Here is a 21,523-nt window from a genome sequence, read left to right as displayed (position 1 = left end):
GCGACCGCTCGTGGCAGTCGCGGGCCGCGCCGACCGGTGGTAGGGGTTGGTCAGGTGTTCGCGGACGGTTGCGTGGCGGGGGCGCCCGCGGCCACACCGGAACGCCTGCGGATCCGGCGCCCGACTCCGGCCATCGCGACCGCGGCGCCAGTCAGGAAGACCGCGGTCACCAGCACCGCGGCGCTGCTGTGGCCCTGTCCCGGGCCGTCGCCCTTGATCAGCGCCACCATGTAGGGCGAGACGAATCCGGCGAGGTTGCCGACCGCGGTGATGAACGCGATGCCGGTGGCCGTCGCCGGGCCGCTGAGCAGGTACGGCGCGTGCGCCCAGAACACCGGCAGCGTGGAGATGCAGCCGATCGCGGCGAGCGTGAACCCGGTCAGCGCCAGCAGCGGGGATCCGGTGAGGCTCAGCGCGCCGAGCACGAGCCCGGCGACCCCGGCCAGCGCGGGCACCACGTAGTGGCGGGTGCGTTCCCCGGTGCGGTCGGAATTGCGCGCCAGCAACCACATCGCGAGCGCGGCGAACACGTACGGGATCGCGGTGAGCCACCCGATCTGCCCGGTGCTGAACGACCCCATCTGCCGGACGATGGTCGGCAGGAAGAACGCCATCGCGTACAGCGGGATGATCATCGCGAAGAACGCGAACGACATGCCGAGCACACCCCGGTCGCGCACCGCCGCACGCAGCGAGCCGGCGCGGTGCCCACCCGCCGAGTTGGCCTTGTCCTCCCGCTCCAGCTCCGCGACCAGCCACGCGCGCTGCCGCACGCTGAGCCACGTCGCCTGCGCGGGCTTGTCCGTCAGGTACCGCACCACGACGAACGCCATGACCAGGCACGGGAAACCCTCGGCCAGGAACATGAACTGCCAGCCGGTCAGGCCCCACGGCGTGAACCCCATGAGCCAGGTCGACAGCGGCGCGCCGATGACCGTCGACACCGGCACGGCGATGTAGAAGACGCTGATCAGCCGCGCCCGCCGCACCGCGGGCACCCACTGGCTGAGGTAGAGGATCACGCCGGGCACCAGGCCGGCCTCGGCGACGCCGAGGAGGAACCGCAGCGCGTAGAAGCTCCACTCGTCGCGGACCAGGAACATCGCCATCGACACCAGGCCCCAGGTGAACATGATGCGGGCGATCCAGTACCGGGCGCCGACGCGGTAGAGGATCATGTTGCTGGGCACTTCGAAGAGCACGTAGCCGACGAAGAACAAGCCAGCGCCGAGGCCGAAAGCCGTTTCGCTCAAGGCGATGTCCGGCTGCATCTTCAGCTTCGCGATGGAGATGTTGGTGCGGTCGAGGTAGTTGAGGACGTAGACGAAGAACAGCAGAACGCCGAGCCGCCACGTGACCTTGCGCAGGGTGGTCCGCGCGAGCTCGTCGTGGTCGGCAACGCCGGTGTTGCCGGACATGGGTTCTCCCGGGGGGTCAGGGGTCAGGCCGGTGGGGTGAAACGTCCGTCCACGGCCGTCCAGCCACCGTCGACCATGACGGTCGATCCGGTGACGTAGGCGGCCGCGTCGGAGGCCAGGAACACGACGGCTCCGGCCAGTTCGCCGGGCTGGGACCAGCGGCCGAGCGCACTTTTGGTGGCGTAGGCCCGGTACCAGCCGGGGTCGTTCTTGATCTGGTCGGTCAGCGGCGTTTCCACCACGCCGGGGGCGATCGCGTTGACGCGGACGCCGGCTTCGCCGAATTCGGCGGCCGCGGTCTTGACCAGCTGGATCGCGCCGGCCTTGGTGGCCGCGTACACCGACTGGCCGGGTTCGACGACGAACCCGCGCACCGAGGAGAAGACCACGATGCTGCCGCGGCCGCGCTCCACCATCCCCCGGCCGAACGCCTGCAGCACGGTGAAGGTCGCTTTCAGGTTGAGCGCGACGACGCGGTCGAACTCCTCGGGCGCGTAGTCGAGAATGCGCTTGCGCACGTTGGTCGCCGCGGTGAGGACCACGACGTCGAGGTCCCCGAGTTCGGCGGCGGCCCGGTGCACGGCCGCCGCGTCGGTGATGTCGAGTTCGAGCGCTTCGCCGCCGGTGTCGGCCGCGGTCGCCTTCGCGGTGAGCGGGTCCTTGTCGGCGCAGATCACCTCGGCGCCGTGGGCCGCGAGCGCGAGCGCGGCCTCGCGGCCGATCCCGCCGGCCCCGACCAGCAGCGCGCGCTTGCCGTCGAGCCGGAACAGCGTGGTGTAGTCGGTCATGGTCTCGCTCATTCCGGCCTGATCACGGCCATGCGGGTGACGGTCAGTTCTTCGATCGCGAAGCGCGGTCCCTCCCGGCCGATGCCGGAGTCCTTCACGCCGCCGTAGGGCATGATGTCGGACCGGAAGCCGGGCACCTCGTTGATCACCACTCCCCCGACCTCGAGTTCCTCGATGGCGGCGAACGCGGTGGCGAGCGAGCGGGTGAACACGCTGGCGTGCAGGCCGTAGCGCGACCGGTTGACCAGGTCCAGCGCCGCCGGGAGGCCGGGCACGGACCGGATCGCCACGACGGGGGCGAAGATCTCCTCGCACCACGCGTCGGCGGTTTCCGGCACGTCGAGCAGGAGGGTCGGCTCGACGGTGCGGTCGATCACCCGGCCGCCGTGCAGGACCTTCGCCCCGGCCTGCTCGGCCTGCTCGATCCAGTCGAGGGTGCGCCGCGTCGCCGCCTCGTTGATCAGCGGCGCCACCCGGGTCCGCGGGTCGCGCGGATCGCCGACCGTCAGCTCGCCCATGCGGGGGGTGAGCTTGCCGACGAACTCCTCGCGCACCGGCTCGCACACGATCACGCGTTGCACGGCGATGCAGGCCTGGCCGTTGAAGTAGTAGCCGCCGCGCAGCACGGCGTCGGCGGCCTTGTCGAGGTCGGCGTCGGTGTCGACCACCAGCGCCGCGTTGGAGCCCAGTTCCAGCAGGACCTTCCGCGGCGCGGCGTCGCGTGCGATCCGGTGCCCGACGGCGGCGGAACCGGTGAACGACACCGCCGCCACGCGCGGATCGGTCACCAGCGTGTGCCCGACCTCGGCGTCGCCGGTGATGACCTGCACGATCTCCGGCGGCGCCCCGTGCCGGGCGGCCGCCTGCCGGACCTGGTCCGCCAGCCACAGCGCGGTCAGCGGCGTGGCGGGGGCGGGCTTGCAGATCACCGGGCAGCCCGCGGCGATGGACGGCGCGATCTTGTGACTGGCGAGCAGGAGCGGGCCGTTGAACCCGGCGATGCCGACGACCAGGCCGATCGGGCGGCGGGTCCAGAACCCGATCATCCCCGCGCCGGAGGGCTGCAGGTCCAGCGGCACGGTTTCGCCGTGGATGCGGGCGACCTCCTCGGCGGCGGCCGACCAGGTGAAGACCGTGCGGGCGAACTCCACCTCGCAGTCGCCGCGGGTCTTGCCGGTCTCGGCGATGAGCAGGTCGACCAGCTCCGCCTCGTGCGCCCGGAGCGCGGCCTCCACGTCGAGCAGGATCGCGCGGCGGACCGCCGAGGTGAGCTTGCCGGCCGGTTTCACGGCGGCCGCACCCGCGTCGAGGGCGGCGCGGGCGTCGCCGACCGATCCGACCGGCGCGTGCGCGACCACCGATCCGTCGTAGGGGAACACCACCGGCGCGGTTCCGGCGCCGGTGACCCACCCGGGGCCGACCGGCAGTCCGGACGGGAACTCGGGCAGCGCGAAGCCCGCATGCGAACTCATCGGAAATTCTCCTCTGGACGTCGTCGTCCCAGGTCTTGCCAGCCAGGTCGGCAACACCGGCGATCGACTGCTGGTCGGACCAGCTCGTGATGCCACGAGCATGAACCAGCGCCGGTCGGCGAGTCAAGTTGTCACGAAAAAAGGCGCTCTGAGCTGCGGTTACTCACACGAACCGGGTGAATGTCGATGCCCCGGGGTTGACGAGGCTGCGTGCGTGGGCCAGTCTGACGGCGCTGTATCCAGCCGTCGAGCAAGGAAGGTCGGCGAGCGTTGGCCAGACGAGAGGACCGGGCGGGAGCGCCATCGCGCATCCCGCTCGTGGACGAAACGGCCGCGATCATCCGGGAGCGGATCTACACCCACCGCTACCCGACCGGGTCGTGGCTGAGGCAGGAACACCTGTCCGCCGAACTGGGTGTCAGCCGCACCCCGCTGCGCGAGGCGCTGCGCGTCCTGGAGCAGGAGGGCCTGGTCAAGGTCACCGCCGGGCAGGGCGCCCAGGTCATCACCGGTGACCTGGACACGCTGCTGGACGCCTACCAGCTGCGCGCGGTGGTGGACGGTCTCGCCGCCCGGCTGGCCGCGGAGAACAACCGGGGCGGTGGCCTGATCCGCCAGCTCCGCCGGGCCATCGAGGTGCAGCGCGCGGCGGTGGACCCGTGGGCGCCGCGCGACTACACCGACTCCAATGTGGACTTCCACGAGCACGTCATCCACCTGTCCGGCAACGACTTCGTGATCGGCCAGCTGCCGATCCTGCGGATGACCGCGCAGGTGTTCGCGCCGGTCGCGCTGGTGCGGCCGGAGAGCGCGATCCGCGCGATCGCCGAGCACACCGCCATCGCCGACGCCATCGAGGCCGGCGACGGCCAGGCGGCCGAGCGGCTCGCGCGTGCCCACATCGAAGCCACGATCACCGAACTCGAGCAGAAGAAGACATCGGCGGCCGAGGACGCGTCCTGACCCCGACGGTCCCCGTCAGCGCACAAAGGAGTGAAACGCCGGGATGCCCAGCTACTACGTGGCCTCCGACATCGGAGGCACCTTCACCGACACCGTCGTGATCGACTCGGACGGCGCCGTCGGCCGCTACAAGTCCTCGACGGTGCCCGACAACCCGGCGCAGGGCGTGCTCGACACCCTCGTGCTCGCGGCCGACGAACGCGGTGTCCCGCTGGAACAGCTGCTGGCCGACGTCGAGGTGTTCGCCCACGGCACCACCGTCGCCACCAACGCGATGCTGGAGGGCCGCAGCCGCAGGGTCGGGCTCATCCAGACCCGCGGGTTCGGCGACACGCTCACGATCATGCGCGGCTTCAAGGCCACCGGCCTGGAGGAAGACGACATCAAGCGCTTCCGCACGCTGGTCAAGCAGCCTGCCGCGGTGCCGCGCCGCCTCATCGCCGAGGTCACCGAGCGCATCGACTACGCCGGCCGCGTCGTCTGCCCGCTCGACGAGGACGACGTGCGCCGCGCGGCGCGCCGCCTCCAGGAGGCGGGCGCCGAGGTGTTCGCGGTGTCCCTGCTGTGGTCGTTCGCCAACGACGTGCACGAGAAGCGCGTCGCGGAGATCATCGCCGAGGAGGCGCCCGGCGCGTCGGTCACCCTGTCCTCGGAGTTCCTGCCCCGCATCGGCGAGTACGAGCGCACGCTGACCACCGCCGTCAACGCGAGCCTGCGCCCGGTGCTGAAGACCTCGCTGGACTCGTTCGAGAACACCCTGGCCAAGGCGGGCCTGAAGACGGGTCCGCTGCTCATGCAGTCCAACGGCGGGCTGGCGACCTTCGCCGAAGTCGAGAAGCGGGCCGCGGCCACCGTCATGTCCGGCCCGGTCGGCGGGGTGGTCGCCTCGCAGTTCGCGGGCGCGCGCAACGGGTACCGCAACATCGTCACCACCGACATGGGCGGCACGAGCTTCGACGTCGGGCTGGTCCTCGACGGGCGGCCGGTCATGTCGAACACGACGCTCATCGGCCGCGACGAACTCGCCCTGCCGTCGGTGGCGGTGCGCGCGATCGGCGCGGGGGCGGGCTCGATCGCCTCGGTCCGCAACGGCGTCCTGCAGGTCGGCCCGGAGTCGGCAGGCGCGCGCCCAGGCCCGGCGTGCTACGGCCGGGGCGGCACCCGTCCCACGGTGGCCGACGCCGACCTGGTGCTGGGCTACCTGAACCCGGACAACTTCCTCGGCGGCAGGCTCACCCTGGACGTGGACAAGGCCCGCGCCGCGATCGACGAGCACGTGGCCAAGCCCGCGGGTCTGACGATCGAGCAGGCCGCGGAGGGCATCAAGACCATTGTGGACGCCCGGATGGCCGACCTGGTCCGCCAGGTCACCGTCGAGCAGGGCTACGACCCGGCCGACTTCGCCGTGTTCGCCTACGGCGGCGCCGGTCCCCTGCACGCCTTCTCCTACGGCGCCGAGCTCGGCTGCCCGCAGATCGTCGTGCCGCTCACCGCGTCGGTGCACTCCGCCTTCGGCATCGGCTGCTCCGACCTGACCATGGTCGAGGAGCTGTCCAAGCCGCTGCAGACACCGCCGGGCACCACCGACCACGCCACCGCGCTGGCGCCGGACGAGCTCAACGCCACGTTCGACGAGCTGGCCGCCCGCGCCCGGCGCGACCTGATCGCCGCGGGCGCGGCCGAGGACTCGATCACGTTCGCGAAGTTCGTGGAGATCCGGTTCCGCGCCCAGATCCACGTGCTCACCGTGCCGGTCGAGGCGGACCGGATCACCCCGGCCGACGTGAACGCCATGGTGGAGCGGTTCGTCGAGATCTACGAGGGCCGCTTCGGCAAAGGTGCTGCGTTCCTCGAAGGCGGGGTGGAGATCACCACGTTCCGGGTGGTCGCCACCAGTCCCGTCCCGCGCGCCGAGTTCGACACCGGCGCACTCGGCAAGGCGGGCGGCGCCGAACCAGGCACGCGCCGCGTGTTCTCCGGCGGCCAGTGGCGCGACGCCGCGGTCTACCGCGCCGAGCACCTGCACGACGGGCTGCGCATCGAGGGCCTCGCCATCGTCGAACTCCGCGACACCACCGTGGTGATCGGGCCAGGGCAGGACGCCGAGGTCGACCGCTTCGGCGACATCATCATCCAGAACCGCTGACCGGGAAGGAGAACAACGCATGACCACCACCGTCGACCCGGTCACCTACGAGGTCATCCGGCACAAGCTCTGGTCCATCAACTCCGAGGGCGGCACCACCGTCGAGCACGTGTCGGGCTCCCCCGTCGTGCACGCCACCGACTACAACTTCGGCATCTACACCGCCGCCGGTGAGATGGCGATCATCGGCACCTACCTGCTCACCCCCATCTACACCGGGGCGATGGCGATCGAGGTGTTCCTGGACCGCTACGACGACATCGAGCCCGGGGACGTCTTCATCATCAACGACCCGTACCTGGCCGCGATGCACCAGAACGACGTGCAGTTCTGCAAGCCGGTGTTCCGCGACGGCGAGATCGTGGCGTGGCTGGGCTGCATGGCCCACCAGGTCGACCTCGGCGGCATGGACCCGGGCAGCTGGTGCACCACCGCCACCGACGTGTTCCAGGAGGGCATCCGCATCCCGCCGGGCCGGATCGTGCGCAAGGACGTGCTGAACCAGGAGCTGTGGGACACCATCGTCCTCAACTCCCGCATGCACGACACCGTCGCCAACGACTTCCGCGCGTTCCTGGCCGGGTTGCGCGTGGCCGAGCAGCGGTTCCACGAGCTGTGTGACCGCTACGGAGCCGACGCCGTGCGCGCCACGATGGAGAAGACGCTCGACAACTCCGAGGCCGACCTGCGGGCCCTGCTCCGGGAGCTGCCGGACGGCGTGTACGAGCACACGTCCTATTTGGACCGTCCGGACGGCGAGGGCATCGAGCTGCTGCAGGTGCCGTGCCGCCTGGAGAAGACCGGTGACCGGCTGGTGTTCGACTTCTCCGCCGCGAGCCCGCAGTCGCCGGCCTACGGTATGACCACGCGCGGCGGCCTGCTCGGCGCGGTCGCGACCCTGATGCTGATCACCTTCGGGTCCGACATCCCGTGGAACCACGGCCTGATGCGGCCGGTCGAGGTGACCGCGCCGGACGGGTTGTGCGTCACGGCGGTCGAACCGATGCCGGTCTCCGGCGGCGCGGCGGGCGCGAACTGGACCGCGACCTGCTCCGCCGGTGGCGCGATCGCGAAGATGCTGTCGTTCTCGGAGAAGTACGAGGGTTACGCGTTCGGCCCGTCCGACGGGTCCTGGCAGCTCAACCAGTTCGGCGGCGTCGACCAGCACGGCGAGCCGTTCGCCTCGATGTACATGGACTCGCTGCTGTGGGGCGGCCCGGCGTTCTCCTTCCGCGACGGCGTGGACGCCGGTGGCGCGATGGTCATCCTCTCCGGCGGCGCGACCGACGTGGAGCAGCAGGAGATGCGCCACCCGCTGCTGTACCTGTGGCGTCGCATGGTGCCGGACTCGGGTGGCGCCGGGACTTTCCGCGGTGGCAACGGGATCCAGTTCGCGCTGACCCCGATCGACACGCACGAGGTCACCGGGGTGCTCGGCACGCACGGTGTCGCGCTGCCGAACCGGACCGGCCTGTTCGGCGGGCTGCCCGGGTCCTGCGCGCGCTTCGAGCGGGTGACCGGCGCGGGCGCGCTGGACCGCCTCGGCAGCGGCGCCCCCGTCGTCGCGCTGACCGACCTCGACGGCGACCACCAGGTGCTGCCCGGTGTCGCGCCGGCCGCCCGGATCGCGTTCGGCGACGTCTTCGAGTGCACTGTGCAGAACGGCGGCGGCTACGGCGATCCGCTGCTGCGTGACCCGGCGAAGGTCGCCGCCGACGTGGAATCCGGCGCGGTGACCGTCGAATCCGCCGCCCGCCTCTACGGGGTGGAACTGCGGGACGGCGAGGTCGACCAGGCGGCCACCGACGCGCGGCGGGCCGAAATCCGGGAGTCCCGTCGCAGCCGGATGGCCGCACCGCGCACCGAACCGGTGGCCGCGCCGGGCGAGCCCACCGGCATCTGGGGCGCGGCGCTCGTGACGCACCGGACCGCCGACGGGCTGATCGGGTCGTGCCGCCACTGCGGACAGGTGCTCGGCGACCTGACCGGCGGGTGGGAGTCGATCGCGGGCCGGGTCGTGCTCGGCGCCGACGACCTCGGCGCCCGCGTCGAGGTCCACGACGACCTCGCGGCCGTCGCCTACGTCTGCCCGCACTGCGTCACGGCGCTGTGGGTGGACGTCGAGCCGGCCGGCGGCAAGACCTGGCGCGACTTCGCCCTGCACGACTGATCCCCCACGTCAAGGAGAAACCGCTGCACATGCGCACCCACCACCTGGCCGTCATCGGCGGCGACGGCATCGGGCCCGACGTCACCGCGGCCGCGCTCGCCGGTGTCCGGGCCGCCGCCGACCGGTACGGCTTCGCGATCGAGACCACCGAGTTCGACCTCGGCGCCGAGGCCTACCTGCGCTCCGGCGTCGCGCTTGGCGAGGAGTCGATCGAGGCGCTCCGCGGGCACGACGCCGTCCTGCTCGGCGCGGTCGGCGACCCCCGCGTCACACCGGGCGTCCTCGAACGCGGACTGATCGTCGGGTTGCGGGTCGCGTTCGCCCAGTCGGTCAACATCCGGCCGGTGCGCCTCTACCCGGGTGTCGACAGCCCGGTCGCCGGTGTCTCGCCGGACAACTGCGACCTGGTGATCATCCGGGAGAACACCGAGGGCCTCTACACCGGCGGCGGCTCGATCTCGCACGCGGGCACGCCGAACGCGGTGGCGATCCAGAACTCGATCACCACGGTCCCGGCCACGACCGAGACGGTGGAGTTCGCGTTCCGGCTCGCCTCCGCGCGGCGCAAGCGGCTGACGTTGTGCCACAAGAAGAACATCCTGGTGCACGCCGGGCAGCTGTGGCAGGACGTGGTGGACGAGGTCGCCACCCGGTACCCGGACGTCGAGCACGACTACGTCCATGCCGACGCGATGTGCCTGCACCTGCCGATGGATCCGGGCCGGTTCGACGTGGTGGTCACCGACAACCTGTTCGGCGACATCCTCAGCGACCTCGGCGCCACCATCCAGGGCGGGCTCGGGCTCGCCGCCAGCGCCAACCACAACCCGCGTGGCACCGCGCCGAGCATGTACGAGCCGGTGCACGGCTCGGCGCCGGACATCGCGGGCAAGGGCTGGGCCAACCCGGCCGCGGCGGCGTTGTCGGCGGCGCTGTGCCTGGCCGGTCTCGGCGAGCGGGACGGCGCGCTGGCGCTGGAGGCCGCCGCGGCGTCCGTGCTGGCGGAGTTGCCCGCGCTGGCCGGGCCCGGCATGGGCGGGGACACCGCCGAGATCGGGCGCCGCATCGCCGACCGGGTCACCGACGTGGACCCGGCGAAGATCGGCGACCCGGAGCGCTCCCTGATGACCGGCCTGGCCCGGCTCGCTCCCCGGTGACGGCCGGCGTGCTGCCCCGCTGACCGGGCACGCTCCCACCTCCCGGCCGGTATCCTCGGGGAATCCGCAGCGCACCGGCCGGGAGGGGTGAGGGTGGCCAGCCAGACCAGCGCGACCAACGGGCGGCTCTTCCAGCGCGTCGTCGACTACGTGCAGAACGCGATCGCCTCCGGGGAGCTCAAGCCGGGTGATCGCCTGCCGAGCGAGCGGGAACTGGTCGAGCAGTTCGGGATCGGCCGCGCCTCGGTGCGGGAGGCGCTGCGGGTGCTGGAGAACATGGACCTGGTCAAGTCCCAGCCGCGGGACCCGCGCGGGCCGTTGATCCTGCCGTTGTCGGTCGAACCGGTGCGGCGTTCGATCGCGATGCTCACCTCGGGCGGCGCGCTGGGGCTCGCCGAGCTCGTCCAGTTCCGGATGATCGCCGACGCCTCCGCGAACCTGCTCGCGGCCGCCCGCCGCACCGACGAGCAACTGCTCGCGCTGGAGCGGAACATGGCGCGGATGCGGGCGTGCATGAGCCGCGGCTACGCCGAGTTCAGCCAGGCCGACCTGGAGTTCCACGAGCTCATCGCCGAGGCCGGCGGCAACCGGCTGGTGCAGGTCTACGGCGACGTGACCCGCGAGGCGATCCTCAAGCTGATCCAGCAGACGATCCTCGACGCCGACGACCAGACGGCGCTCATGCTGCAGTCCATCCGCCACCACCGGGCGGTGTTCGCGGCCATCTCCGACCGCGACGGACTGCTGGCGTCCCGGCTGGCGCGCGAGACCCTGTACGCCTACTACGCCGACCACGTCTCCCCCGCGGACCGCGAGATCATGGCGACGCTGGTCCGCGAATGCGGCGGCCGTCTGCCCTCCTGATCCCGGCCGGCAGCGCCCGATGCCGGAAGCGAGCACGATCACATCCCGCGGCTTGACCCTTCCACTAGTGGCAACGTTGCACCCTGGCCGCATGAGCCTGGAACTCTTCGACTACCAGCCGATCACCGAGCGGGAGCCGATCGCCTGGCCGGACGGGGCCCGCCTCGCGATCTACGTCGGTCTCAACATCGAGCACTTCCACGTCGACAAGCCGTCCACCAGCATCTGGGCGTCCACGAACACGCTGGTGCCCGACGCGCTCAACTACGGGTGGCGCGACTACGGCCTGCGCGTCGGCATCTGGCGGGTCATCGACATCCTGGACCGGCACGGGATCCGCGCGTCGGCGCTGCTCAACTCCGAGGTCGCGCAGCACTACCCCCAGGTGATCGAGGCAGGCCGGGCCCGCGACTGGGCGTGGCTCGTGCACGGTCAGACCAACTCGCGCCTGCACGCGAACCTCGGCGCGGACGAGGAACGCGAGATCCTCACCGACGCGGTCACCACCATCGAAAAGGCGACCGGGCAGCGGCCGAAGGGCTGGATGGGCCCCGGCCTCACCGAAACCTTCGACACGCCACGGCTGCTCGCCGAACTCGGCCTGAGCTACGTGCTCGACTGGACCAACGACGACCAGCCGTACCGGCTGAACGTGCCCGGCATGCTGAGCGTGCCCTACACCGTCGAGGTCAACGACCTGCTGATGTTCATCACCCGGGGGTTCACCGGCCCCGAGGTGCTGCAGATCGTCAAGGACCAGTTCGACCAGCTCTACGCCGACTCCGCGAGCGGCGGCCGCGTCATGGCGCTCCCGCTGCACCCGTTCGTCATCGGCCAACCGTTCCGCGCCCGCTACCTCGACGAGGCGCTGGCCTACATCGCGAGCCACGACGACGTCTGGCTCACCACCAGCGACGAGATCGCCGAGCACTACGCCCGCACGACCGCCTGAGTCGCCGGGAACCCGGGCAGGGCGGCGGCCCCGCCCTGCCCAGGTCGCTCACGGCGCGGCGACCGGTTCGGCCAGGGGCGCGGCGGGTTTGCGCGCCAGCGCGAGGCTGACCAGCAGCCCGAGCACCATCCCCGCGGCGGTCAGCAGCACGACCAGGAACTCGCCGTCCGCGGTGGCGGCACGCAGGGCCTCGCCGGTCTTGCCGTCGGTGCCGATGTCCGCGAGCGCGGTGAACACCGCGAGGCCGATCGCGTTGCCGATGTTCAGCGCCGTGGACGCGATGCCGTTCGCGACGCCCTGTTCGGCCGCCGCGGTGCCGGTGGCGGCGGCGATCCACATCGCCGTCCACACGACGCCCTGGCCGACGCCGGACACCACCAGCCCGGGCACCAGCAGCCCGTACCCGGCGCCGGCGTCGAACCCGATCGCCATCACCGCCGTGCCCACCACGCCGACCGCGAAGCCACCGACGAGCGTGGTGCGCAGGCCGATCCGCGTGGTCAGCCGCTCGCCGAGCTGGGTGCCGGTCGCGATCGCCAGCGACGGGACCAGGAACGCGAGCCCGGTCTGCAGCGCGCTGTAGCCGTGCACGCTCTGCATCAGGACGGTCAGGAAGTACGGCAGCACCCCGAACGTGGCCATGTAGATGAACGTGACGCTCATGCCGATGGTCAGGCTGCGGTTGCCGAACAACCGGAACGGCATGAGCGGGTCCGCGCTGCGCCGTTCGATCACCGCGAACGCCACCAGCAGCACCGCGGACAGCGCGAACGCGCCGAGCACCAGCCCGCTGCCCCAGCCCTGCTCGGGGCCCTGCACCAGCGCGAACACGAGCAGCGTCGCGCCCCCGGTGACGGTCAGCGAACCGGGCAGGTCGAAGCGCCCGCTCGGCCCGCCGGCCGGGTCGCGCGGGATCACCGCGAGCGCGGCCAGCGCCACGAGACCGGCCAGCGGCACGTTGACGTAGAAGACGGCGGGCCAGCCGAAGTTCTCGGTCAGCACGCCCCCGAGCAGCGCGCCGATGGTCAGCCCGCTGGCACCCGCGCCACCCCACACGGCCAGTGCGCGGTTGCGTTGCGACCCCTCGCGGAACAACGTGTTGATCAGCGACAGGGTGGACGGCAGCAGCAGCGCGCCGCCGATCCCCTGCACCGCGCGGGCGACGATGATCGTGGCTGGGGTCGGCGCCAGCCCGCCGGCCAGCGACGAGACCGCGTAGAGGGCCAGTGCCAGCACGAAGACGCGGCGGCGCCCGAGCAGGTCGGCGGCCCGGCCGCCGAACAGCAGGAACCCGCCGGCGAACACGACGTAGGCGCTCACCACCAGCTGCTGAGTCTGACCGGGAAAGCCCAGCTCGGCGCCGATTTCGGGCAGGGCGACGAACACGATGTTGAGGTCCAGCGAGTAGATCAGCTGCGCGAGCGCGAGCAGGGCCAGCACCCAGCCCAGCCGCGGCCCGGCGGCCGGTCTCGGAAGAGCGGACATGCGGAAGCACACCTTCCAGATTCGAAAGTACGATCGTACGCATAATTACGTACAGTCGGGCCCGCGAGCAAGAGGATTGTTCGACTTTTGCGGTACGGTAGTACGGTGAAGTACCGTCATCCGGAGCGCGACCAGATCCGCGTCGACGAGGTGCTGTCCGCGCTGGGCCACCCGGTGCGGCTGGCCGCCGTGCGCGTGCTGGCCGGCGGCGGCGAGCACAACTGCACCAGTGTCCTGACCGAAATCGGCGTCCCGGCCAAGTCGACGATGACCCACCACTGGCGGGTGCTGCGGGACAGCGGCGTGATCATCCAGGAGCCGTCCGGGCGGGAGAACCTGCTGACCCTGCGCCGCGACGACCTGGACGCGCGCTACCCGGGCCTGCTGGACGCCGTCCTCGCCGGAGCCCGCACCGACGAGGCGGGGTCCTGATGGACTACGCGGTGCGGGCCGAGACGCCCGCGGTCGAGCTGTACCAGCGCCTGCGCGTCGGCGCCGGGCTGAGTCCGAAGTCGACGGTGGCGGCGACGGCGGGCCTGGCCGGATCGTGGTTCGCGGTCGTCGCCTACCACGGTGACCGTCCGATCGGGATGGGCCGCGTCATCGGCGACGGTGGCACCGCATTCCAGATCGTCGACATGTGCGTACTGCCCGAGCACCAGGGGCGGGGCGTCGGCAAGAAGATCATGGCGGCGCTGGTGGACCACCTGCGCGAGCGGGCGCCGCGCACGGCCTACGTCTCGCTCATCGCCGACGGCGACGCTCGGCACCTCTACGCCAAGTACGGCTTCGAGGAGACGGCGCCGGCATCGGTCGGGATGGCGCTGCGGCTCTGACCGCGCCGGCGCCGCCCCTGGCGAGCGGCATGTTCTCGCGCGGCAGGGGCGCCGCCGAGGTGATCGGCGGCGCCCCGCGCCGGGCACTGCAACCCGAGAGGCGTGAGCGCGCCTACCGGTTGCTCGCCTCGGTCGCCGCGCGTGCGGCGTGGCTCAGTTCGAGCCCGGCGGTCTCCGGGGCGAGGAAGTGCGACAGCAGGCCGCCCGCGGCGAGCACTCCCGCGCCGATCAGCATCGTGGGGCCCACGCCGAGGTGGGTGAGCGTCACCGGGAGCAGGAAGGTGCCGATCGCGGCTCCGACCCGGCTCATCGCGGTCGCGAACCCGACCCCGGTCGTGCGGATCGCGGTCGGGAACACCTCCAGCGGGTACACCGCCGTCAGCGCGCTGGACGCCGCGTTCAGGAACGCGAACACGAGGAAGCACACGACGACCACGGCGATCGGCGCGGTGGGCCAGAACCCGATCAGCGCCAGCGCCGCCGCCGTGATCCAGAACGGCGGGATCAGCAGCTTGCGGCGGCCGATGCGCTCGACCAGCAGGCACCCCGCGGTCACACCCAGGACCGCGAGCGCGTTGCTGGCCAGCGAACCGGCGAGCGCGTCGCCGAGGCCGAGTGCCTCCAGCACCTGCGGGGAGAACGTGCCGATGGCGAAGTACGGCAGCACCAGCGCCGCCCAGAACGTGCTCGCGAACACGGTGCTGCGCAGGTGCCGCCGGGTGAACAGCAGGCGCAGGCTGTTGCGCCGCTCGCCGTCGGCCAGTTCGGTGTCCACGTCGACGTCCATGCCGTAACGGCGGATCAGCTCCTCGGCCTCGGCGCGCCTGCCCTTGCTCAGCAGCCACCGCGCGGATTCCGGGATGCCGCCGCGCAGCGCCACGCACACCAGCGCGATCAGCGTGCTGCTGCCCAGCGTCCAGCGCCAGCCGTCGTCCACATCGGACAGGGCGTAGCCGACCGCGAAGGCCAGCATGAACCCGACGTACCAGCTGACCTCGAGACTGGCCAGCAGCCGCCCGCGGTTGTGCCGTGGCGCGTACTCCGACAGCAGGGGCGCGCCGATCGCGTACTCGCCGCCGATCGCGATGCCCATCACCAGCCGGATGACGAACAGCTGCCACGCGTTGTCCACGAAGAACTGCGCGATCGAGCCGATCAGGAAGATCATCATGTCGGTGAGGAACACGATCCGCCTGCCGAAGCGGTCGGCGAACCAGCCGAACAGCGGCCCGCCGACGAAGATGCCGACCAGCGCCGACGCGCCGATCAGCCCGGCGGTCCAGTCCGACATGTGCATCTCGGCGACGATCGCGGGCATCGCGGCCCCGATCCCGCCGAGGATGTAGCCGTCGATGCCCTGGCCCACCTGCGTGGCGAGCATCAGTTTCGTGCGCAGTCGCCGCCGGCCGCGCTCGTCGGTGACGGAGCCGCCGGTGTCGGTATCGGGCAACGCTGCCATGATCCGTCCTGTTCTCGTGGGGGATGGGGGAAATGCGGGGCTAGGCCGGCCAGTCCACGGCCAGGTACCTGGTCTCCAGGAAGGCGTCGATCCCCTCGCGGCCGCCCTCGCGGCCGAGCCCGGACTGCTTCACGCCACCGAACGGCGCGGCCGGGTCGGAGATCAGGCCCCGGTTGACGCCGACCATCCCGGTCTCCAGTCGGTCGGCGATCCGCAGGGCACGGCCCAGGTCAGCCGAGTAGACGTAGGCGGCGAGACCGTGCACGGTGTCGTTGGCGCGGGCGAGCAGGCCGGCCTCGCCGGTGAAAGTGGTGATCGGGGCGACCGGGCCGAACACCTCGGTGCGCATGATCTCCGCGTCGTCCGGCACGCCGGCCAGCACGGTCGCGGGGTGGTACCACCCGGGCCCGTCCGGCCGCGGGCCCTGCGCCGCGATCGTGGCGCCACGGGCGACGGCGTCGGCGACCAGACCGGCGATCTTGTCCACCGCGGCCTGGTTGATCATCGGCCCGAGGCCGACCCCGTCGTCGAGCCCGGGTCCGATCGGCACCGCCGCCATCGCCTCGCCGAGCTTGGCGGTGAACTCCTCGGCGACATCGGCGTGCACGTAGAACCGGTTGGCGGCGATGCACACCTCGCCGCCGCCGCGCATCTTGGCGTCCATCGCGCCGCGCACGGCGGCGTCCACGTCGGCGTCGGCGCACACGATGAACGGGGCGTTCCCGCCGAGCTCCATCGTGACGTTGACGACGTTGTCGGCGGCCTGCCGGAGCAGGACCCGGCCGGTGGCGGTGGATCCGGTGAACGAGAACTTCCGCACCCGCTCGTCGCGCAGCCACACGCCGGCGACGTCGGCGGCCCGGTCGGTGGGCAGCACGTTGCAAACCCCGGCGGGCAGTCCGGCTTCGGCGAGCAACCCGGCGATCGCCAGCGCGGTGAGCGGCGTTTCCGGCGCGGGTTTGAGCACGACCGAGCAGCCCGCGGCCAGCGCGGGCGCGATCTTGCGCGTGGCCATCGCGGCCGGGAAGTTCCACGGGGTCACGAACGCCGCGACCCCGGCCGCCTGCTTGCGCACAACGTGCCGGAATCCGCCGCCGGGCGCGTCGGCGAACCCGGACCCGATCCGGACCGCCTCCTCGGCGAACCAGCGGAAGAACTCCGCGGCGTAGGAGACCTCGGCGAGCGCGTCCCGGTAGGCCTTGCCGTTCTCCAGGGTGATCAACCGGGCGAGCGCCGGGGCGTGCTCGTGCATCGCGGCGAAGGCGGCGTGCAGCACCTCGGACCGCCGCCGCGGCGCGACCTCCCGCCACCGCTCGAACCCGTCCTGCGCCACGCCCAGCGCGGCCCGGGCGTCCTCGGCGGAGGCCGCCGACACCTCGCGCACCGGCTCGGTGGTGGCCGGGTCGAAGACCGGGAAGGTGCGGCCGCCGGCCGCGGACCGCCAGTGCCCGCCGACGAACAGGTCGCCCTCCCCCGCCGCGGTCTTGGCGATCGCGTCGATGTCCATTCTGTTCTCCTCACACCCTGACCTGGCGCGAGGCAACGTATGAGCCGGACGTGTTGCGGGGCAAGAGATCCCGGTGTTTCGCAACCTGAGTTGCGGTGAGGACAACCGCCTCAGGTGAAGCGCCGGGACGCGGGCGGGACGGGGCGCATCCGCCAGCCCAGTTGCTCCGAGACCGCCCCGGCCGCCCGTGCCGTGATCCGGCCGGCCTCGTCCAGCCGCGCGCCGAACCGGTCCTTGGGCGCGGAGACGTTGAGCGCCGCGACCACACGGCCGCGGAAGTCCCGCACCGGCGCGGAAACCCCGACGAGGTCCTCTTCGAACTCCTCGCGGACGGCGGCGTAGCCGTCGCGCTTGCCCCGCTGGATCCGCGACCACAGGTCGGGCAGCGTGCGCACCTCGGACCGCGGGCACCCGTCGCCGAGGTCGGCCCGCAGTCCGAACCGGACATACAGATCGTCCGGTGTGGCGTCCTGCAACAGGACCCGGCCCGCGGACGTGCACGGCGCGGGCACGCCCCGGCCTTCCCAGCCCTGCACGCGGAAGGAGTGCCCGGACACCGACAGCAGGGTGAGCACCTGGTTGTCGCGGAGCACGCACAGGTGGACGGTCTCCTCCAGCTCGCCGGACAGCGAGCGCATGGCCGGTTCCGCGGCGCGCAGCAGCCGGTCTTCGACCGTGCGCGCGACCAGGGAGAACAGCCGCCAGCCCAGCCGGTACTCCAGGGTGTCCGGGTCGCGCTCGACGATGCCCTCCTCGGCGAGCGCCTTCAGCGCACGGGACACCTGGCTCTTCTCGCGGCCGACCAGGTGCGCCAGGCGGACCACGCCCAGACCGCCGGCGTGCTGGGCCTCCTCCGACGCCAGCGCCTCCAGCAGATCGATGTCCCGGCGCAGGCCGTGGCCCTGGTTGCGCGCACCCGCGGCGGCGCGCCGACCGTCCGAACTCACGGCCGTAGCGTAAACCAGGGGTAACGGCGCTGCTCAGGACCGCGGTTGCCGCCATCGCAACCGACGTTGCGATCGGCCGGAACTCCTTGCCGCGCCCTCCCCCGGCTCCTTACCGTTCGGCTGCGTCAACACCATCCGCCACTTCTGGAGATTCCATGACTTTCGCGCCTGCAGCGCTGGTCGGCGAGTCGTTCGTCGGCACGGGGGTCAACGCCGCGCACACCAACATCGTGGTGGGGCGCAAGGGCGGCCCCGTGGAGACCGCCTGGGCGACCGCGCTGGCCACCCCGAGCGCCGGGCACGTGCCGTTCGTGACCGTCGTGCGGCCCGGTGTGCCGGTCAAGCCGCTGACGTTGTTCGTCACCAAGGCGGCCGCGTCCGGCGACCTGCACGAACGGGCCACCTGGGGCTCGGCCCAGGCCGGGCTGGCGCAGGGCGTCGCGGACGCGGTCGAGCACGGGCTGATCCCCGCCGCCGAGGCGGACGACCTGCTGATCATCGCCGCGATCTGGGTCAACCCCGGCGTGGCCGACCTCGACGAGTCCTTCCGCAACCAGCGGGCGGCCGCGTTCGGCGCGATCCGCGCCGCGGTGGCAGGCACGCCGACCGTCGATGAGGTCCGGGCGGCGGCGCGGGCCGGCGCGGCCAACCCGTTCTACGAGCCGGGTGCCACCGTGCTCGCCGAGTCCGCGCCCGCCCCGGAGGCCGCCCGATGAAGATCACCGACATCACCCTCGACCGGCTGCGGCTCGAGCTCGACCCGCCGCTGCGCGCCGCGTGGGATCCCGAGCCGCGGCGGCACTTCGACGCCACGATCGTCCGGGTCCACACCGACGAGGGGATCACCGGCATCGGCTCGGGCGACACCATGGACGGGTTCGAGGCGTTCCAGGACCTGTTCCTGGGTGCCGACCCGCTCGACATCGTCCGGCACGTGAAGGCCATCGAGACCGCCAACTTCCACGGCGGCCACTACTGGCCGCTGGAGGTCGCGCTCTGGGACATCATCGGCAAGACCGCGGGCCTGCCGGTGGCCGCGCTGTTCGGCAACGCGGCCCGGTCCCTGCCCGCCTACGCCTCCAGTGCCGAACTCAAATCGCCGGAGGAGCGGGTGGAGACCGCGCTGCGGGCTCGCGCGGCCGGGTTCCGGGCGCTCAAGATCCGCATCGATCGCGACCGGGTGGCCGAGGGCATCGCCGCGGTGGAGGCGGTGCGCACCGAGCTCGGCCCGGACTTCGAGATCATGGTCGACCTCAACCAGTCCTGGCGCATGGCCGGGGACACCGCGGACGCCTCGGACCTGGTCAAGACGCGGCGGATCGTGCGCAGGCTGGCGGAGCTGGACGTGTTCTGGGTGGAGGAACCGCTGCCCTACGCCGATCTGGAGGGCTTCCGGGTGCTGCGGGCGGACAACCCGGGGGTGCGGATCGCCGCGGGTGAGATGCACCATTCGGTGCCGGAGTTGTTGCGGTACCTGGAACACGACGTGCTGGACGTCTACCAGATGGACGTCGTGCTGGCGGTGGGCATGCACCGCGCCCGCACCCTCGCCGAGCTGGCGCGGCTCAAGCACCGGCAGTTCACGCCGCACAGCTGGACCAACGGCATCGGCGTGCTGGCGAACCTGCACGTCGCCGCCGGGGTCGGGGGCGGCCCGTACTTCGAGTTCCCGTTCGACCCGCCGGGCTGGACGCCGGAGCGGCGCGACTTCATGCTCGCCGAACCGGTGATGATCAACGCGGCGGGTGAGCTGGAAGTCCCGCAGGCGCCGGGGCTCGGCGCCGACCTCGACGAGGACGCCGTGCGGCGGTGGAGGATCCGATGACCGTGCAGCGGGACCACGCGGCGTGGCTGGCCGCCGCCGAGCGGATCACCTTCGAGACCCGGCCGTTCATCGACGGCGCCTTCACCGACGCCCTGTCCGGCGAGGTGTTCACCTCGACCTCGCCGCGCGACGGCAGGGTCCTCACCGAGGTCCAGGCCGGCGGCGCGGAGGACGTCGACCGTGCGGTGCGCGCGGCGCGGGCCGCCTTCGACGACGGCCGGTGGCGCGACCTGCCGCCCAAGGACCGCAAGCGGATCATGCTGCGGTGGGCGGAGTCCATCACCGCGCACGCCGAGGAGCTCGCCCTGCTCGACACGCTCGAGATGGGCAAACCGGTGACCGAGGCCCTGCGGGTCGACGTGGCCAAGACCGCGGAGACCATCGCCTGGTACGCCGAGACGATCGACAAGACCTACGGCGAGGTCGCGCCGGCGCCCGGCGACGCGCTGGCGTTCATCACCCGCGAGCCGCTGGGCGTGATCGGCGCGGTCGTGCCGTGGAACTACGCCCTGCTGATCGCCTCCTGGAAGCTCGGGCCGGCGCTGGCGACCGGGAACTCGGTGGTGCTCAAACCGGCCGAGCAGACGTCGCTGGCCGCCCTGCTGCTGGCGCGGCTCGGGCACGAGGCCGGCCTGCCCGCCGGGGTGCTCAACGTCGTGCCGGGACGGGGTGAGGTCGCCGGACAGGCGCTCGGCAGGCACCCGGACGTGGACAAGATCGCCTTCACCGGTTCGGCCGAGGTCGCGCGGCGCTTCCAGGTGTACGCCGGGGAGTCCAACGGCAAGCAGGTCGCCGTCGAAGCGGGTGGCAAGTCGCCGCAGCTGGTGCTGCCGGACGCCGACATCCCGGCCGCCGCGTCCGCCGTGGCGTGGGGCATCTTCTACAACGCGGGCCAGACCTGCAACGCCGGGTCCCGCCTCATCGTGCACAGCGCGGTGAAGGACCGGCTGCTGGCGGAGATCGTCAAGATCACGCGGGAGACCTTCCGGGTGGGCGACCCGCTGGACCCGGCCACCGTGATGGGACCGATCGTGGACGAGACGCAGCTGCGGCGCGTCCTCGGCCACCTGGACACCGCCAGGGCCGAAGGTGCCGCGACGGTGCTCGGCGGGCAGCGGATCCTCGACGGGACCGGCGGCACCTTCCTCGAACCGACCATTGTGGACGGTGTGTCGAACGACATGACCATCGCCCGCGAGGAGGTGTTCGGCCCGGTGCTGTCGGTGATCACCTTCGACGGCGACGCCGAAGAGGGTGCCCGGCTGGCGAACGACACCGACTTCGGCCTGGTCGCCTCGGTGTGGACCCGGGACGTGACCACCGCGCACCGCGTGGCGCGGCGCCTGCGGGCAGGCACGGTCTGGATCAACACCTTCGACGCCAGCGACGTGATCACCCCCTTCGGCGGTTTCAAGGCGACCGGGGCGGGCCGGGACAAGTCCCTGCACGCGCTCGACGCCTACTCCGCGCTCAAGACCACCTGGGTCGACCTGTCCTGACGGTCGGCTCTTCGGACAGCTTCCGGATTGCGAGA

General features: G+C 72.0%; 18 protein-coding genes. 11 read left to right on the top strand and 7 right to left on the bottom strand.

Annotated features, from left to right (window positions below; translation table 11 throughout):
- Positions 1-50 precede the first annotated feature (50 nt).
- From L2C96_RS06260 to L2C96_RS06250, 3 genes are read right to left on the bottom strand one after another with little or no spacing between them, the layout of a single operon-like run.
- Complete coding sequence (locus tag L2C96_RS06260) at positions 51-1,418, bottom strand: MFS transporter (protein WP_237335517.1); 1,368 nt, start codon at positions 1,416-1,418, stop codon at positions 51-53.
- Between the two features lie 23 nt (positions 1,419-1,441).
- Complete coding sequence (locus L2C96_RS06255) at positions 1,442-2,218, bottom strand: SDR family NAD(P)-dependent oxidoreductase (protein WP_237335516.1); 777 nt, start codon at positions 2,216-2,218, stop codon at positions 1,442-1,444.
- On the bottom strand, positions 2,215-3,678 hold the full coding sequence (locus L2C96_RS06250; protein WP_237335515.1) for an aldehyde dehydrogenase family protein: 1,464 nt from the start codon (positions 3,676-3,678) through the stop codon (positions 2,215-2,217). Before L2C96_RS06250 ends, L2C96_RS06255 begins: the two co-directional genes overlap by 4 nt.
- Before the next feature lie 318 nt (positions 3,679-3,996).
- On the opposite strand from L2C96_RS06250, the gene L2C96_RS06245 reads away from it, so the two are divergent.
- From L2C96_RS06245 to L2C96_RS06220, 6 genes are all read left to right on the top strand, one after another.
- Entirely contained in the window at positions 3,997-4,641 is a 645-nt protein-coding gene (locus tag L2C96_RS06245; protein ID WP_020419338.1) for a GntR family transcriptional regulator, read from the top strand.
- Between the two features lie 43 nt (positions 4,642-4,684).
- Complete coding sequence (locus tag L2C96_RS06240; protein WP_237335514.1) at positions 4,685-6,787, top strand: hydantoinase/oxoprolinase family protein; 2,103 nt, start codon at positions 4,685-4,687, stop codon at positions 6,785-6,787.
- Positions 6,788-6,806: 19 nt separating this feature from the next.
- Positions 6,807-8,957, top strand: coding sequence for a hydantoinase B/oxoprolinase family protein (locus tag L2C96_RS06235; RefSeq protein WP_237335513.1), 2,151 nt, complete (start codon positions 6,807-6,809; stop codon positions 8,955-8,957).
- 29 nt (positions 8,958-8,986) lie between these two features.
- Positions 8,987-10,114, top strand: coding sequence for a 3-isopropylmalate dehydrogenase (locus L2C96_RS06230; RefSeq protein WP_237335512.1), 1,128 nt, complete (start codon positions 8,987-8,989; stop codon positions 10,112-10,114).
- A 93-nt stretch (positions 10,115-10,207) separates the two neighbouring features.
- Positions 10,208-10,978 carry a FadR/GntR family transcriptional regulator gene (locus L2C96_RS45005; RefSeq protein ID WP_237335511.1) on the top strand — a complete coding sequence of 257 codons (771 nt, stop codon included), beginning with the start codon at positions 10,208-10,210 and terminating at the stop codon, positions 10,976-10,978.
- Between the two features lie 91 nt (positions 10,979-11,069).
- Positions 11,070-11,930, top strand: coding sequence for a polysaccharide deacetylase family protein (locus L2C96_RS06220; RefSeq protein ID WP_237335510.1), 861 nt, complete (start codon positions 11,070-11,072; stop codon positions 11,928-11,930).
- Positions 11,931-11,978: 48 nt separating this feature from the next.
- On the opposite strand, the gene L2C96_RS06215 is transcribed toward L2C96_RS06220, so the two are convergent.
- The gene (locus L2C96_RS06215; RefSeq protein ID WP_237335509.1) at positions 11,979-13,415 is read right to left on the bottom strand and encodes an MFS transporter; all 1,437 of its coding nucleotides are present in this window, start codon (positions 13,413-13,415) and stop codon (positions 11,979-11,981) included.
- 105 nt (positions 13,416-13,520) lie between these two features.
- On the opposite strand from L2C96_RS06215, the gene L2C96_RS06210 reads away from it, so the two are divergent.
- The gene (locus L2C96_RS06210) at positions 13,521-13,847 is read left to right on the top strand and encodes an ArsR/SmtB family transcription factor (protein ID WP_020419331.1); all 327 of its coding nucleotides are present in this window, start codon (positions 13,521-13,523) and stop codon (positions 13,845-13,847) included.
- Positions 13,847-14,251: a GNAT family N-acetyltransferase gene (locus tag L2C96_RS06205; protein WP_237335508.1), complete on the top strand. Its 405-nt coding sequence runs from the start codon at positions 13,847-13,849 to the stop codon at positions 14,249-14,251. Before L2C96_RS06210 ends, L2C96_RS06205 begins: the two co-directional genes overlap by 1 nt.
- Positions 14,252-14,363: 112 nt before the next feature.
- Here the strand turns inward: L2C96_RS06205 and L2C96_RS06200 are convergent, their stop codons facing one another.
- From L2C96_RS06200 to L2C96_RS06190, 3 genes are all read right to left on the bottom strand, one after another.
- Entirely contained in the window at positions 14,364-15,710 is a 1,347-nt protein-coding gene (locus tag L2C96_RS06200) for an MFS transporter (protein WP_237335507.1), read from the bottom strand.
- 40 nt (positions 15,711-15,750) lie between these two features.
- Complete coding sequence (locus L2C96_RS06195; protein ID WP_237335506.1) at positions 15,751-17,217, bottom strand: NAD-dependent succinate-semialdehyde dehydrogenase; 1,467 nt, start codon at positions 17,215-17,217, stop codon at positions 15,751-15,753.
- Between the two features lie 110 nt (positions 17,218-17,327).
- A complete protein-coding gene (locus L2C96_RS06190; RefSeq protein WP_237335505.1) occupies positions 17,328-18,164 on the bottom strand; it encodes an IclR family transcriptional regulator in 837 nt (278 codons plus the stop codon).
- Between the two features lie 155 nt (positions 18,165-18,319).
- On the opposite strand from L2C96_RS06190, the gene fae reads away from it, so the two are divergent.
- Genes fae through L2C96_RS06175 form a run of 3 tightly spaced genes read left to right on the top strand, consistent with a single transcriptional unit; the run spans position 18,320 to position 21,488 of the window.
- A complete protein-coding gene (fae, locus tag L2C96_RS06185; RefSeq protein WP_020419326.1) occupies positions 18,320-18,880 on the top strand; it encodes a formaldehyde-activating enzyme in 561 nt (186 codons plus the stop codon).
- Positions 18,877-19,989 (top strand): mandelate racemase/muconate lactonizing enzyme family protein, encoded by a 1,113-nt coding sequence (locus tag L2C96_RS06180; protein WP_237335504.1) that lies wholly within the window; start codon positions 18,877-18,879, stop codon positions 19,987-19,989. The genes fae and L2C96_RS06180 overlap by 4 nt, the downstream gene beginning before the upstream one ends.
- Positions 19,986-21,488: an aldehyde dehydrogenase gene (locus L2C96_RS06175; protein ID WP_237335503.1), complete on the top strand. Its 1,503-nt coding sequence runs from the start codon at positions 19,986-19,988 to the stop codon at positions 21,486-21,488. The genes L2C96_RS06180 and L2C96_RS06175 overlap by 4 nt, the downstream gene beginning before the upstream one ends.
- The last annotated feature ends 35 nt before the right edge of the window (positions 21,489-21,523 follow it).

The sequence above is a fragment of the Amycolatopsis tucumanensis genome, from assembly GCF_021654135.1.
Taxonomy (GTDB): domain Bacteria; phylum Actinomycetota; class Actinomycetes; order Mycobacteriales; family Pseudonocardiaceae; genus Amycolatopsis_E; species Amycolatopsis_E tucumanensis.
The sequence above is the reverse complement of the archived record's forward strand: the minus strand, read 5'-3'. Positions and strand labels throughout refer to the sequence as shown.

Excerpts from the sequence above, each read along its gene's own strand:
- L2C96_RS06230 (WP_237335512.1), top strand. The coding sequence starts at position 8,987 with ATGCGCACCCACCACCTGGCCGTCATCGGCGGCGACGGCATCGGGCCC.
- L2C96_RS06260 (WP_237335517.1), bottom strand. The coding sequence starts at position 1,418 with ATGTCCGGCAACACCGGCGTTGCCGACCACGACGAGCTCGCGCGGACC.
- L2C96_RS06175 (WP_237335503.1), top strand. The coding sequence starts at position 19,986 with ATGACCGTGCAGCGGGACCACGCGGCGTGGCTGGCCGCCGCCGAGCGG.
- L2C96_RS06235 (WP_237335513.1), top strand. The coding sequence starts at position 6,807 with ATGACCACCACCGTCGACCCGGTCACCTACGAGGTCATCCGGCACAAG.
- L2C96_RS06215 (WP_237335509.1), bottom strand. The coding sequence starts at position 13,415 with ATGTCCGCTCTTCCGAGACCGGCCGCCGGGCCGCGGCTGGGCTGGGTG.
- fae (WP_020419326.1), top strand. The coding sequence starts at position 18,320 with ATGACTTTCGCGCCTGCAGCGCTGGTCGGCGAGTCGTTCGTCGGCACG.
- L2C96_RS06195 (WP_237335506.1), bottom strand. The coding sequence starts at position 17,217 with ATGGACATCGACGCGATCGCCAAGACCGCGGCGGGGGAGGGCGACCTG.
- L2C96_RS06220 (WP_237335510.1), top strand. The coding sequence starts at position 11,070 with ATGAGCCTGGAACTCTTCGACTACCAGCCGATCACCGAGCGGGAGCCG.
- L2C96_RS06250 (WP_237335515.1), bottom strand. The coding sequence starts at position 3,678 with ATGAGTTCGCATGCGGGCTTCGCGCTGCCCGAGTTCCCGTCCGGACTG.
- L2C96_RS06205 (WP_237335508.1), top strand. The coding sequence starts at position 13,847 with ATGGACTACGCGGTGCGGGCCGAGACGCCCGCGGTCGAGCTGTACCAG.
- L2C96_RS06200 (WP_237335507.1), bottom strand. The coding sequence starts at position 15,710 with ATGGCAGCGTTGCCCGATACCGACACCGGCGGCTCCGTCACCGACGAG.
- L2C96_RS06240 (WP_237335514.1), top strand. The coding sequence starts at position 4,685 with ATGCCCAGCTACTACGTGGCCTCCGACATCGGAGGCACCTTCACCGAC.
- L2C96_RS06255 (WP_237335516.1), bottom strand. The coding sequence starts at position 2,218 with ATGAGCGAGACCATGACCGACTACACCACGCTGTTCCGGCTCGACGGC.
- L2C96_RS06180 (WP_237335504.1), top strand. The coding sequence starts at position 18,877 with ATGAAGATCACCGACATCACCCTCGACCGGCTGCGGCTCGAGCTCGAC.